11 protein-coding genes are annotated in these 15195 nt (G+C 28.4%); 7 read left to right on the top strand and 4 right to left on the bottom strand.

Annotated elements, in window-relative coordinates; translation table 11 throughout:
* Positions 1-15 precede the first annotated feature (15 nt).
* From BTO18_RS15165 to dprA, 4 genes are all read left to right on the top strand, one after another.
* A complete protein-coding gene (locus BTO18_RS15165; RefSeq protein ID WP_211295614.1) occupies positions 16-2901 on the top strand; it encodes a ligand-binding sensor domain-containing protein in 2886 nt (961 codons plus the stop codon).
* Between the two features lie 42 nt (positions 2902-2943).
* Positions 2944-3594, top strand: a complete 651-nt coding sequence (locus BTO18_RS15170; protein WP_105017036.1) for a response regulator — start codon at positions 2944-2946, stop codon at positions 3592-3594.
* A 128-nt stretch (positions 3595-3722) separates the two neighbouring features.
* Complete coding sequence (locus BTO18_RS15175) at positions 3723-5336, top strand: T9SS type A sorting domain-containing protein (protein ID WP_170063292.1); 1614 nt, start codon at positions 3723-3725, stop codon at positions 5334-5336.
* A gap of 54 nt (positions 5337-5390) precedes the next feature.
* Positions 5391-6494 (top strand): DNA-processing protein DprA, encoded by a 1104-nt coding sequence (gene dprA, locus BTO18_RS15180; protein WP_105017038.1) that lies wholly within the window; start codon positions 5391-5393, stop codon positions 6492-6494.
* Here dprA and BTO18_RS15185 read toward each other — a convergent pair.
* Entirely contained in the window at positions 6487-7203 is a 717-nt protein-coding gene (locus BTO18_RS15185; protein WP_105017039.1) for a DUF6503 family protein, read from the bottom strand. The genes dprA and BTO18_RS15185 overlap by 8 nt on opposite strands.
* A 109-nt stretch (positions 7204-7312) precedes the next feature.
* Here BTO18_RS15185 and BTO18_RS15190 point away from each other — a divergent pair, with 109 nt between their 5' ends.
* Together BTO18_RS15190 and BTO18_RS15195 are read left to right on the top strand one after the other, a co-directional pair.
* A complete protein-coding gene (locus BTO18_RS15190) occupies positions 7313-8380 on the top strand; it encodes a hypothetical protein (RefSeq protein WP_105017040.1) in 1068 nt (355 codons plus the stop codon).
* 3 nt (positions 8381-8383) lie between these two features.
* Entirely contained in the window at positions 8384-9391 is a 1008-nt protein-coding gene (locus BTO18_RS15195; protein ID WP_105017041.1) for a RelA/SpoT domain-containing protein, read from the top strand.
* A gap of 288 nt (positions 9392-9679) precedes the next feature.
* On the opposite strand, the gene BTO18_RS15205 is transcribed toward BTO18_RS15195, so the two are convergent.
* Positions 9680-10537: a DMT family transporter gene (locus BTO18_RS15205; protein ID WP_105017043.1), complete on the bottom strand. Its 858-nt coding sequence runs from the start codon at positions 10535-10537 to the stop codon at positions 9680-9682.
* 97 nt (positions 10538-10634) lie between these two features.
* Positions 10635-14039: a transcription-repair coupling factor gene (mfd, locus tag BTO18_RS15210; RefSeq protein WP_105017044.1), complete on the bottom strand. Its 3405-nt coding sequence runs from the start codon at positions 14037-14039 to the stop codon at positions 10635-10637.
* Positions 14040-14173: 134 nt separating this feature from the next.
* On the opposite strand from mfd, the gene BTO18_RS15215 reads away from it, so the two are divergent.
* Complete coding sequence (locus BTO18_RS15215) at positions 14174-14722, top strand: hypothetical protein (RefSeq protein WP_146106962.1); 549 nt, start codon at positions 14174-14176, stop codon at positions 14720-14722.
* Here the strand turns inward: BTO18_RS15215 and BTO18_RS15220 are convergent.
* Positions 14719-15195, bottom strand: coding sequence for a thioredoxin family protein (locus BTO18_RS15220; RefSeq protein ID WP_105017046.1), 477 nt, complete (start codon positions 15193-15195; stop codon positions 14719-14721). The genes BTO18_RS15215 and BTO18_RS15220 overlap by 4 nt on opposite strands.

Below are 15195 nucleotides of genomic sequence, written 5' to 3' on the forward strand. Positions count from 1 at the left end.
TTGAAAATCAAAGTAATGCATAAAAATGTAATTCATATTTTTATTTTTTTTCTGATAATTCAAGTTCAAAATGCACAATCTACAAGACTTTTGAATATTGAAGATGGTTTGTCTAACAACATTGTTTACGATATTCAAAAAGATGATAAAGGTTTTCTATGGTTTGCAACCGAAAATGGATTGAATAGATATGATGGTTATTCTTTTCAAAAGTTTCATCATAATTCTCAAGACAGCACTTCAATTGCTTCTAATGTTTGCAGAAATATTTTAAAGGATAAAAAAGGAAATCTATGGATTGCTACTAAAAAAGGAATTAGTCTTTTTGATGAAATTACAGAGACTTTTCAAAATTTCAAAAATCCGACTAAAGATTTGGATATTAAAGAGTTGGAGTTAATTGGGAGTAATAAAATTTGGTTTAATACCCTAGGTTCAATTGGTTTTTTTGATATCGAGAAAAAGGAATATCATTTTTTGAATAATAGTGAGAGTAGTTATAGTATGACATCAAACCAAGAAAAAGTTTGGGTTTCTTCTACTAATGGAAGTTTGGATTATTCTTCAATAAATAATTTAAAATTCAATAATTTACATCAAAATTTAGGCGTTAGAAAACAGATTTATTTTGGGAATTTTACCCATAAATTATGGTTGCCAAAAGCCAATTATTCAAGTGAAAAAGAATACCTCATTATTCCAGAATTACCTAATAATGCAAAACCAAATAAATTATTAGAAGTTGATGTAAACACACTTTTAATTGGTTCTAATCAAGGTCTTTTTAAATATAAAATTGATACAAAAGAACTAACCAAAGTAAAATTAACGGAAAATGTAACCACTTTAAATCAACAAGTAAGAAGCATTTATAAAGATGATATTGGAAATCTTTGGATTGGAACAATAGGAGGTGTTTTTCATATCGATTATTATAAAAAATCGTTTCAACATTTACAAATTAATAAAAATGCTGATGATATTATTATGGGTTTATCATCAGATAAAAATCATTTGTATATAAATGAATTTGGAAAAGCGATTTACAAATATTCATTAAAAGCTAAAACTTTTGAGAAGCTTACTTTTTCAAAGGAAAATTTATTTATTTGGGATATAAAAAAGGTAAAACAAAATCCTTATGCCTTATGGTTAGCAAGTGATTCAGGATTAATTTGCTACAATCCCAATACCAAGAAAAGTAGAAACATTCCACTTTCTAAAGGAAAAGATTTTTATAATAATTCGTTCAATTTATTTGATTTGAATGATGATTTTATGTGGGTTGCTTCACATACAGGTATTCACAAAGTTTCTAAAAAAGAGAATGGAATTAAGGCAGTTTTATCAAAAGTAGATATTGTTATAGAGTCTAGTGTTCAAAAAATATTAGCGGTTAAGCACCTAATTTTTATTGCAACTGAAGGTAAAGGTCTGTTTTTATATGATGAAAATACAGATGAAATAAAGCCTATTTATCAACATAAAAATGGAGTAAAAGAAATTATAAATCCGACAATCTGGGATATGATTTTGGTTGATGATAAAATTTGGTTGGGTACAAATGAAGGTTTGTATATTGTGGATGTAAAATCTTTGGAAGTAGGGCAATCAAATATCACAAAAAACATCATTTTTAGTATCCAAAAAGACAATTTCAACAGACTTTGGATGGGTACAGACAAAGGTTTGATGAGTTACAATTTAAAAACCAATTATGCTGATTTTTTCACTAAAGAAGAGGGCGTTTTAAATACAGAATTTAATAGACGTTCTAAAACCAAAACAAATGATAACCAATTGTGGTTTGGAGGAGTAAAAGGGCTTACTTATTTTAATCCATCAGAAATTAAACAGAATACAGTTGTTCCTAAAACACATATTACCAAATTAGAAATTATTACTCCAGATTCTACATTTACCTTCAATCACAGAAAAGAAAAAAAGGTTGTTTTGCCTTACAATCAAAATACAATTTCGTTAGAGTATGTAGCTTTGAATTATACCAATTCTACTCAAAATAAATACAAATATCAACTTGTGGGCAGAGATGTAAATTGGGTAGAAGATAAAGGAAATCGTTTTTCTAGGTACACACAATTACCTCCAGGTAAATACAGTTTTAAAGTAATTGCAGCCAATAATGATGGGGTTTGGAATACAAAGGGAGCAGAATTATCTATAGAAATTCTCCCTCCATTCTGGAAAACAGTATGGTTTCAAATATTGGTTTTTCTTACGATTATTGGCATCATTTACACAGCATATTATTACAGAGTGAAAAGATTATTGGAAATTGAAAGAATGAAATTAAGAATTGCCAGCGATTTGCACGATGAAGTAGGAAGTGGTTTAAGTGGAATTGCATTAACAAGTGATATTTTAGAACAACAATTTCAAAACGGAACTGTAAAACCACATTTACTATCAAGAATTACTAAAAATGCAAGAAATTTAGCAGCAACTTTAGATGATATTGTGTGGTTAATAAACCCTGAAAAAGAAACTTTAGAAGATTTTTTGCTAAAAACCAAAACGCTTACCAAAGAGTTGTTAGAAAATAAAAATATCCATTTTGAGGACGATTTAAATCAAATTACCAAACAGAAACTATTAAGTGCAGCACAAAAAAGAAACCTGTTTTTATTTGTAAAAGAAGTGGTAAATAACATTGCCAAACACGCAGATGCCCAAAATATAAATGTAGTTTTTAAAGTTAAAAACAAAAATCTGTTGTTAAACATAACTGATGATGGAGTTGGTTTTGATATCTCAATAAAAACGAGTAGAAATGGCATCATCAGTCTAAAAAATAGAGCGAATATTTTAAAAGGAAAGTTTCTACTTTTATCAGAAAAAGGAAAAGGAACCAAAGTTTCACTCCAAATTAAAATACCGTAAACTCGGTATAAAATTTATCAAAATGAAATCATTAATTTGAGTATGCAAAAAAATAGAGAATTTAATGTTTGGATTGTAGAAGATGATGTAATGTTTAAAGAATCTTTAGAAGATTTAATGAATGTTTACAACGAATTTAATTTGGTGCATTCAGTAGATTCTGTAGAAAAAGCAATACAAGTTTTTGGCGTAAAAGAAAAGCCAGACATTATATTACAAGATATAGGTTTGCCAGGTTTATCAGGCATTGAAGCCATTTCTATTTACAAGAAATTATACCCAGAAGTTTTTATTATAATCCTTACTATTTTTGATGATGATGAACGCGTTTTTGATGCCATAAAAGCAGGTGCAGACGGCTATTTGTTAAAAAGAACTCCAGGTACAGAAATTGTAAATGGAATGAAACAAGTATTAAATGGAGGGGCTTCCATTTCTCCTCCAATTGCAAAAAAAATGATGCGAATGCTTGTAAATCCATCAACAAAAAAGAAAACAGAATCTGTATTAACAGACAGAGAATTGGTTATTTTAAAATATTTGGTAGATGGTTTGACTATAAATGCAGTTGCAGAAAAATTGATAATTAGCAGACATACTGTAGATACACATACCAAAAATATTTACAGAAAATTACACGTACACAATAGAATAAACTTGGTTTCTGTTGCTCTCAAAAAGGGTTTAATCTAATCTTTACTTTTTAAATTTTTCAATATACCGTAAACACGGTATATGATTCAATGTCCCATATTTTCATCTTTGTTTGTGTCTAATCCATTGTTATAATATTAATGTTATTCTATAAAATTAAAATAATTATGAAAACAAAACTACTATTCATTATGATTGCGCTATTGCTATCATTAAAAAATTTAGGTCAAACTGCACAAATAAATTGGGACAAAACAATTGGAGGTACAGGTATAGATAATATGACTTCAGTAATTACAACTTCTGATGGTGGGTATTTTTTAATTGGAGATTCAAAATCGAATATTTCTGGTGATAAAACTGAAAATTCAAAAGGAGAAAGAGATTATTGGGTTGTAAAATTAAAAGCGGATAGAACTGTAGAATGGGAAAAGACAATTGGAGGATCTGGTATAGATATTTGTACTGCTGTTGTACAAACTTCGGATGGTGGGTATTTTGTGGGTGGTTATTCAATATCTAATGCATCAGGAGACAAGACTGAAGATAATATAGGTGCAAATGATAGTTTTGATTATTGGGTTCTAAAGCTAAATGCTACTGGAACAATTGAATGGCAAAAAACGTTAGGAGGAGATTTAGTAGAAGAACTACATTCTGTTGCACAAACTTCAGATGGAGGTTATATTTTAGGCGGACATTCTAATTCTAACATTTCAGGAAACAAGACTGAAGATTCAAAAGGTGGTTCTGACTATTGGATTGTCAAGTTAGCTTCAAATGGTTCTATTGATTGGCAAAAAACGATTGGAGGTTCTCAAACTGATAGGTGGGTAAATAAAATATTTCAAACACAAGATGGAGGTTATGTTTTAGGAGGTCAGTCTTTTTCTGGCTCATCAGCTTCTGGCCCTGATGGAGATAAAACAGAACCAAATAAAGGAAATGGCGATTATTGGATTTTAAAACTAACAACCATTGGTAATATTGAATGGCAAAAAACTTTAGGAGGTGCACAATCCGATACTTTTAACGATATAATTCAATCGAATACAGGTGGGTTTTTAATAATTGGAAGTTCAGATTCTGGAATAAGTGGAGATAAAACAGAAGCTAGAAGAGGAGATTTTTCAATTTCTGATGTTTGGATTGTGAAACTTGAAAATGGTGGAGACGTTTCTTGGGATAAAACTATTGGTGGAGCTAGGTTTGATTTTGGATTATCTGTTGTACAAGATGCGAATAACAATTATATTCTTGGAATGTATTCAAACTCAAATATTTCAGATGAAAAAACAGAAGATTCTAAAGGTTTTTACGATTATTGGGTAATGAGTATTTCAGAATCAAAAATGATTAATTGGGATAAAACCATAGGTGGAGGAGATGATGATAAGTTGTCAAAAATAATTAAAGATACTAGCAATAATTATGTTTTAGCTGGTAGTTCTATTTCTAATATCTCTGGAGATAAAACAGAAAATAGTAAACAGACTGGAAATAATGATTTTTGGATTGCTAACTTTCAAATATCATCAACTGCAAGTATAAAAGAGAATTCTTTATCAGATGTTCAAATTTATCCAAACCCAAGTTCAGATAAAATAACAATTAATATTGATGCTATAAAAAGCGTTGATTTTTTTGATATTAATGGGAAAAAAGTAAAAACTTTTTCAAAAAATAGAATTGATATTACTGATTTAAAAACAGGAGTTTATATTCTAAAAATAACCTCAAAATCGAATCAAATTAGCCATAAAAAATTAGTGGTTCAATAATAAAAAATAAATTTTGTTCCCCAACTTTTGTATCTTGTAGCCAATTGTTATAAGATGAACGAAGAAAAATTATTGGCTATTTTAAGATTGCAAAAATCTAAAGCTATTGGAGATATTTTAGCCAAAAAATTGATTGTAAATGTTGGCGATGTTGAGCAGGTATTCAAAGAAAAATCAGCTACATTACAGAAAATTAATGGAATAGGTGCTAATGCTTTAAAACATCTTTTTGATAAAAAAAATATTGAATTTGCTCAATCAGAATTAAAATACATTCAAGATAATACCATTGCATATTCTTATTTTTTAGAAGATGATTATCCAAAAAATCTTTTAAATTGTATAGATAGTCCAATTTTACTCTTTAAAGGTGGCAACATCAATCTAAATAATGATAAAATTATTTCTATTGTTGGTACTAGAAATATGAGTTCTTATGGACGTGATTTTTGCAACAAATTAATTGAAGAATTGGCAGAACATAATCCAATAATTGTAAGTGGTTTTGCTTATGGAGTTGATATTTGTGCACACAAAGCAGCCATAAAAAACAACTTGCAAACTATTGCAGTTTTAGCTCACGGATTTGAACAAATCTACCCAAAAATCCATAAAAAATATATCAATCAAGTCAACGAAAATGGAGGCTTTTTTACAGAATTTTGGAGTGAAGAACAGCCTTTACGTGAAAATTTTTTAAAAAGAAACAGAATTGTAGCTGGTATTTCAAAAGCTACAATTATTATAGAAAGTGCAGAAAAAGGAGGTTCTTTAGTAACTGCAGATATTGCCAATTCTTATGATAGAGATGTGTTTGCTTTGCCAGGAAGAGCTTCAGATATGTATAGCAAAGGTTGCAATAACCTCATCAAAAATAACAGAGCAGAATTATTAACTTCTGCAGATGATATTGTAAAATTATTGAATTGGGATATCAAAGAAAACCCAAAGAAAACCATTCAGAAACAACTTTTTATAGAGTTGAATGAAAACGAGCAAAAAATCTATGATTTATTAAACCAAAAAGGACAACAATTATTAGATGTCATTTCTTTAGAGTGTAATATTCCTATTTACCAATTATCTTCCATTTTATTGCAAATGGAAATGAAAGGTGTTTTAAAACCTTTGCCTGGTAAGTTGTTTGAACTTATTTAACTTCTCTTAAAATAATATCAGAACCAGAATAGGTATTGTCTAATTCGTACCAATGGCGCATTCTTGGTGAGATTATATTTGAAATTTTTATTTCGCCATCAAAAAGTAATCTTTCTCCTTTTGTAGCATCATCAGGGAATATTATTTCTATACCCAAAAGTGTAAAATCATCAACAGAAAAATACAAATTCCAGTTTTTAGAAAACATCGGTTTTTCTAATTCTACAGAAAGTTTATAAGCATTTTTATCGTTAAAAATAACTTCTTCAACTTTATCTTTTAAAGCGATTTTCTCATCTTGTAAAGACATTGGTAAGCCCAATAAAAGCTGATAAAATCGTTTGTACCCAAAATTTCTTTCTGGATCTAGTCTATATTTTTTAATCAATAAACTATCTGTAGAAATTTTATCATCTAACAAGGTTTTTGCAATTCCATTTTCATCAATACTATGTTTGGAAATTGATGCATCCCTATTTCTTTGTAACTCAAAACTACCATTTTCATTATTTAGTTTTACAATAGAAAACCTTTCAGGGTTTTTAACTCTAGGTTCTTGAATATGAACTTCAAAAGATGCAGTACTCCACTGATTTTTTGGGTCGTGTTTCTGAATACTTTTTGCAATTATTTCCTCACTTTTTAAGATTTCTGTTTTGGTAGAACAACTAAAAATTAATAAAAGTAAGTAAAAAGAAAAGTATTTCATCAGAATAATTTTTATAAAAATAGCCAAAAATGGTAACCTCAATTTTAAAGTTTTGTTAAAGATGTAATATGAGTTTTAATCCTTATTTTTGATAAAAATCAACCATGAAATGGCAACTACTAAAAAATTAATGTCCAAAAAAAAACCAACATTCCCTATAAATGAAATGTTAGATGGATATTTAAAAAGATACAAAAGAAACATTAAAATCCCGATTTTTTATGACGATTTGTTACGTTTTCAAGGTTCTGTAACTGTTTTTGATAAAAACGATGAAGACACACTTTGGGTAAGAACTTATTATTCTGAATTTGAAAGAGAAGAAATAGATAGAAGCTTAAAGAAAATCTATACAATGTTGCATTCAGATGGAAGTGAAGAAATTATTCCTTTTCTAAATATTGATGCAATTGACTATTGTACGTTTGGTAATTCCAAACCATTTCGTATAAAAGTTAGAAATATTTTGAATGACAATTACATTTATTTTTATGTAAAAAAAGCAGATGCCTCTCGTGTTTATGGTTTAGAATTAGAGCATATTTTATCTCCTCATAACATGAATTTTTTGGTCTACAAAGACACATTAATAGAAGAACATATTGCAGGTATTCCTGGCGATGATTTTATAAGAGATTTTTTACCAAAATGTACAGAATCAGAAAAATCACAAATCGCAAAAGAATTTGTAAAGTTTAAAGAACGTTGCTTGGTAAGGCTTTTAGGAGATATGCGTTCTTACAATTATGTAATTACACCAACACACGATTTTGATCATATTGTATACAAAATAAGAGCCATAGATTTTGATCAGCAATCTTTTGAAGGAAATCTTAAAGTGTACAACTTACAGTTTATGAAAGAAAACTTTAAGATGGTAGAAATGGTAGGTAGAAAATTACAGAACAGCTCTATAAATCAATACAAAGTAGAAGAACGTTCTTTTATGGCAAAGAGAATGATAACCTCTCCAAGAAGAACAACTCGTTTAATAAAATGTATGAAGCAAGATTCAATTTCTTTTCCTAATAATATTGAATTGCTAAAAAAACATTTGATACAATATGTAGGTGATGTTAAATTTAAAGAGTGTAAAAATATGGGAGAAATTCTAGAGACTATTCTAGATTTTGTAAAACGTAATTACTTAAATATTAGTAATAAAGAGTTGTTTTGAGATATGGGAAAAACTTTAGTAACTAAGGGAGATGTAAATAGATTAGGAGATATAATAAGAAAAGAGTATCCAGATGTTACAAATCAAACTAAAAAGCAAATTCAAGAGCATAGAGTATCATTTAAAGAAATTACAAACAAGACTTTTAATGATTTATCACTGCTTTGCAGGCGAGTAAATAAGAATGCTATTATTACTTACAGATTAAAAAGAATCGAAACTATAATTGGAAAACTACAAAGACTAGATAAAAAACAGAAATTTTCTAGAATGTGGGATATTTCTGGTTGTAGATGTATAGTTGATAATGATAGAGAGGTTTATAGACTGGAAAAACTTATAAACAAACACTTTAGTGTAAGGAAAACTAATGATTACATAAATGATCCACAACCTAGTGGATATAAATCATTACATATCTATATTGAAGATGATAAAAAAGATAAAATAGTTGAGATCCAAATTAGAAACAGAGTTGATCATAATTGGGCAACTTTAGTCGAAATAACAGATTTACTTTTTGATTCAGAATTGAAAGAAAAAGGAAAAGATAAAAAGTTGCAAAATTTTTTATATCTATTATCAAAAAAAAAATCTTTAAAATTTGAAGATAAAGAGTATGTAGCAAGCATAGTTAAAAAGTATAAATATTTTGAAAAGCTTAGTAATGTCTTTACAAGAAACTACCTAAAAGTTAGAAATAGGTGGTTTGAATTGGAGGCAATGTATAATCATAAATTTTTTTTAATAGAAACAAGAAAAAATGAGATTCCTAAAATCGATTCTTTTTTATTATTCAACAAAGCTGAAAGTGAATATTTTAAGAGGTATCTTCAGAATGAAGAATCAAATATAGTTTTAACCCATTTACTCAAACCTACTTATAAAAATATGAGTAGTGCATACTCTAATTATATACTGACTGTGCATAGTGTATTAGATGATATAATTACGATCTTACAAGAGCTAATTTTAGAATCAGTAAAATCTAAAAAAACTTTTTCTTTTTAAATTACTATAATCTATATCTTTCAGTTTTATATGATCATATAAACAACTTAAATTCAGAAATTTTGGTTTCCAATAGTATTAAAACGACAAGTAGTCTAAAAATGATTAAGTTTAAAGAATGGAAGAAGGATATAAAGGCACAGGAAGAAAAAATTAATAAAAGTCATAGAAAACTTCTGTTAGGTATCTCAAAATATAAACATTTTTCTAAATTAAGTCTCAAAGTTTTAAATTATTTAATAAAGAAAATCGAGAAAAGAAACATAAAGAAAATTCGTGTCTATTAAACTATTTCTTACTCCTCAAACTCTCCACAACAACAGTAATCAAAATTAAAGAACCACCAATAAATGTATTAAAATTTGGCACTTCATTCACAAAAATATAGGCGATGATAATACCAAAAATAGGTTGCACACTACTTATAATACTTGTGGTAGTTGCAGAAAAATGTTTAAGAGAATTTACCATTAATGTATGTCCTATTGCAGTTGTTAATAAAGCAACTAAAACTAAAAGCGGTATTTGGCTTTTAAAGTTTGTGAAATCGCTAAAAAATAAAACAGGAATTAAACAAATGGTAATTACAACCATTTGATAGAACATTAACATACTACCATTATATTTTTTTACTTCTTCTTTTACCAATAAATTTCTCACAGCATAGAAAAAAGCTGATAAAATTCCGAAAAGAATTCCTTGTAATTCATTGTTTTCTAAAGAGAATTCTGGCACTAAAATATAAACTCCAACCAATACTAAAATGGCTAAAAAAACATGAATTGTTCTTATTTTTTGCTTTGAAAAGAAAGGTTCTAAAAAAACAGTTATTATAGGAAATGTATATAAAGACAACATTCCTAAAGCTACGTTACTTAACTTTAATGCGATAAAATAAGTAATCCAATGTGCGCCCATTAAAAAACCACTTAAAAAGAAAGAAATTTTATCTTTTCTAGATTTTATGCTTAAGTCTACTTTTTTAAACTTGCAGAAAATGTAAATAAAAATTGAAGCTAAAAAAGCACGACATATAATTATAGCTTCTGCTGGCATTGCTATGTACTTTCCTAAAACGCCAGATGTACTTATAAAAAGTGTTCCTAAAAGTAATACTGATAAATTTTTTGCGTGTTGATTTTGCATAGTTTGTTTTTACTGTCATTACGAATGAGGAACGATTGAAGCAATCTTTTATTTTAAAGTTTACAGATTGCTTAATGCCTCGCAAAGACGTTTTAAATTATATTTTCTGCAAAATACTCAAAGCTGTTTTTACAGAATCAATTTTGATAAATGTAGTTAATAAACGTAAACCATTTTTAGTTTGTTTCTCTTTCATTACACAACTTTTTCCATTTTGCTGTACATATTTTAACATTCTAGAAAAAGCTTCTGTTTGATAAAATTTGCTTTGTTGGTCAGCAACAAAATAACCCAACATTCTTTTTTGTTTTAGAATAATTTTTTCTAAACCTAATTCTTTTGCCAACCATTTTATTCTAACAGAATCTAGTAAATCTTCTACTTGTGTTGGGAATTCTCCAAACCTGTCAATAATTTCAGTTTCAAAAATTTTGAGTTCTTCTTCTGTTTTTAAAGTTCCTAGTTTGTTGTATAAAGCCAATCTTTCTGTAATTGAATTGATATAATCATCAGGAAATAAAATTTCAAAATCAGTATCAATAGTAACTTCTTTTACAAAATCTTTTGGTTTGGAGTTATCTGTTGGATATAAATCTTTAAACTCATTTTCTTTCAGCTCTTCAATAGCTTCTTGTAATATTTTTTGATAGGTATCAAAACCAATATCATTGATAAAACCACTTTGTTCACCACCTAATAAATCTCCAGCACCACGAATTTCTAAATCTTTCATGGCAATGTTAATTCCACTACCTAAATCAGAAAATAAAACCAATGCTTCTAATCGTTTTCTGGCATCATCAGTCATCATATGATAAGGTGGCGTTATAAAATAACAAAACGCTTTTTTGTTACTTCTTCCAACTCTTCCTCGCATTTGGTGTAAATCACTTAAACCAAAATTATTCGCATTATTAATGAAGATTGTGTTTGCATTTGGCACATCCAATCCACTTTCTACAATAGTTGTAGAAACTAAAACATCAAAATCGCCATTCATAAAACCGAGCATTATTTGTTCTAGTTTTTTACCTTCCATTTGTCCATGACCAATTCCTATTTTTGCTGATGGAACCAATCTTTGCAACAAACCAGCAACTTCTTTAATATTCTCAATTCTATTATGAATAAAGAAAACTTGTCCACCTCTAGAAACTTCGTAAGAAATTGCATCACGAATGGTTTCTTCAGAAAAACGAATTACATTACTCTCAATTGGATGTCTGTTTGGTGGAGGTGTTTTGATTACTGATAAATCTCTAGCAGCCATTAAACTAAACTGTAACGTTCTTGGAATTGGAGTAGCAGTTAATGTTAAAGTGTCAACATTTTCTTTTAGGGTTTTTAATTTGTCTTTTACAGCGACCCCAAATTTTTGTTCTTCATCAATTATTAAAAGCCCTAAATCTTTAAATTGTATTCGTTGGTTTGTTAATTGATGTGTACCAATAATAATGTCTACAGAACCATCATTTACACCATTAATCGCAGCAGTTTTTTGTTTTGCAGTTCTAAATCTGTTTAAATAATCAATGGTAACAGGAAAATCTTTTAAACGTTCTGTAAAAGTTTTATAATGCTGAAAAGCTAGAATAGTGGTAGGTACTAAAATTGCGACTTGTTTGCCATTATCTACAGCTTTAAAGGCGGCTCTTACAGCCACTTCTGTTTTACCAAAACCAACATCGCCACAAACCAATCTGTCCATTGGTTGTTCTTTTTCCATATCTGTTTTTACAGCTTGTGTTGCAGTAAATTGATCTGGAGTATCTTCATACATAAAACTACCTTCAAGTTCATGTTGCATGTGCGTGTCTGGACCAAAAGCAAATCCTTTTTGTAGTTTACGTTTGGCATACAATTTAATCAAGTTAAAAGCAATATGTTTAACTCGAGCTTTGGTTTTTTGTTTAATTTTTTTCCAAGCTCCAGAGCCTAATTTGTATATTTTAGGAGCTTTCCCATCCTTTCCATTAAATTTAGAAATCTTGTGAAGTGAGTGAATGCTTACATATAAAATATCACGTTCTCCATAAACTAATTTAATCGCTTCCTGTTTTTTACCTTGAACATCAATTTTTTGCAAACCACCAAATTTTCCAATTCCATGATCCATATGTGTTACATAATCGCCAATTTCTAGTTTATTTAATTCTTGAAGTGTAATAGCTTGCTTTTTTGCGTAGCCATTTTTTAATCGGAATTTATGATAACGTTCAAAAATTTGATGATCTGTATAACAAACTAGTCTTTGCTCAATATCTACAAAACCTTGATACAAAGGAAAAACGATAGTTTCATAATGAACCTCTTTGTCTGCATCATCAAAAATATCGTGGAAACGTTTTGCTTGCTGATCGTTTGCGCAAAAGATATAATTGGTAAAACCTGCTTTGTGATACTCTTCTAGGTTGTCAATTAATAAGTTAAATTGCTTATTAAATGAGGGTTGAGGATTGACATTGAATTCAATGTCATGCTGAACTTGTTTCAGCATCTCATTGTCCTGCAAGGTTTCAGAAACCTTGTGGGTATTTTCATTAGACCTACTAGGTTCTGAAAACCTAGCAGGACTTAACTGAACCAGAGTAAAATCGTGCAACTGCTTTTTTATAAAAGCACCATCACAAAATAATTCTGAAGGTTTAGAATGGTTAATTTCTTTTGATAAATCTTCAAAAGCATCTTCTGCTTTTTTATAGAATTTATCTAGATTTCCAGTAAGCAAGTTGATATTTTTTACAAAAACAACAGTTTTAGAGGAAATGTACTTTAGGAAGCTTTCTCTATTTTCTTGTAAAGTTTTATTTTCTACATTAGGCATTATAGAAACTTTTTTTAGTTTCTCTTTAGACAGTTGTGTTTCTACATCAAAAGTTCTTATGCTATCAATTTCATCACCAAAAAATTCTATTCTGTAAGGCTCATCATTAGAAAAAGAAAAAACATCTATAATTCCTCCACGAACAGAAAAATCTCCAGGTTCTGCAACAAAATCAACACGTTTAAATTTGTATTCAAAGAGAACTTCATTTACAAAATCGAGTGATAAATCTTCACCAACTGCAACTTTTAGTGTGTTTTTTTCGAGTTCTTTTTTAGTAACCACTTTTTCGAATAAAGCTGTTGGATAGGTTACAATTACTGCAGGTTTCTTTCTGGAATTTATCCTATTTAAAACTTCTGAACGCAATAAAACATTCGCATTATCCGTTTCTTCAATTTGATAAGGTCTTCTGTAAGAACCAGGATAAAATAGCACATTTTTATCTCCTAAAAGTTGTTCTAAATCATTTAAATAATAAGCAGCTTCTTCTTTATCATTAAAAATTAAAAGATACGGTTTATCTGCTTTTTTAAACGTTTCAGAAATAACAAAAGACAACGAAGAACCAACCAAATTCGATATTTGAAAATGGTTTTTATCTTGTTGAAGTTGTGTAATTATCTGCGATATTAACGCAGATTTTTGATATTGATTTACAATGTTCTGGGTACTCAACGTAAAAATAATTTGTGCAAATGTACTATCTTAAATAATAAAAAAGTAGTAAGAGTTTTCTTTTCTATTTTAATACAATATATTTGTATTAATATGAGTTATTATATTTAGAAAGTTCCCCCAAAAAAACAAATATGAAAGTAAAGTTTTTAGTTTTTAGTTTATTTTTTGTAATATTTTCTAACTCAATGAGTGCACAAAACCCAGATAGTAAATGGACTTTAGGAGCACATATTGGTTCTGTAATTTATTCAGATTTAGATGGGAAAAATTTAGGTGGTGCTTATATTGATCAAATACCAAGATTTACACTTTCGAGGTATATGTTTAGTAATATTACTTTTGAAGGAGCAATTGGAACAACCTTGTTAGATAATCAAAAATATACCACTTTTGATGGGATTGCTAAATACGACTTTGGTAAATCTTTTGATAATGTTGTACCCTATATTTTAATCGGTGGTAGTTTTATAAAAGGTACAAAATTAACAACAACACTAAATTTAGGGGCTGGTAATACATTTTGGATTTTTCCAAATTATGGTTTAAATATACAAGTGATGTATAAATATTCTGATCCAAGATATACTAGTCAGTTTTCTCATTTATACCCAACAATTGGAATAGTGTATAGCTTTAAATCAAGAAATATGAATAGAAGATTATGGCACATGAATCATTAATTTTCTAAAATATAAATCAAATCTTTAGAAGATAAGTACTCAAAATATCTTCCTATAATTTTAAAATTTTTATCCAAAACTAAATTCGCTGGTAACGAAAAAGGTATATCTTTTCTTGATGCCAATAGTAGAGGAATTTGGTGTATAGGTTTTCTACTTTTTCCCAATTGTTGATTTATATATTTTCTTTTTTCAAAAGTTATGGTATCTTTAGTTTGAGCATTCATTTTAATAGCATAATAATCTTTATTTAAAATGCTGATTACTTCATCATTTTTAAAAGTTACTTTATCCATTTTTTTACAATAACTGCACCAATCAGCATAAAAAGAAATAAATACTTTTTTGGGTTTTACTTTTAACGAATCTTCTAATTGTTCAAAAGTTATCCAATTGATACTATTATTTTGGGCAATTACTTTTGATGAGAATAGCATCAACATAAAAAAGAGAATGATAAAACTATTTTTCAT

This window comes from Polaribacter porphyrae, assembly GCF_002954685.1.
Classification (GTDB): domain Bacteria; phylum Bacteroidota; class Bacteroidia; order Flavobacteriales; family Flavobacteriaceae; genus Polaribacter; species Polaribacter porphyrae.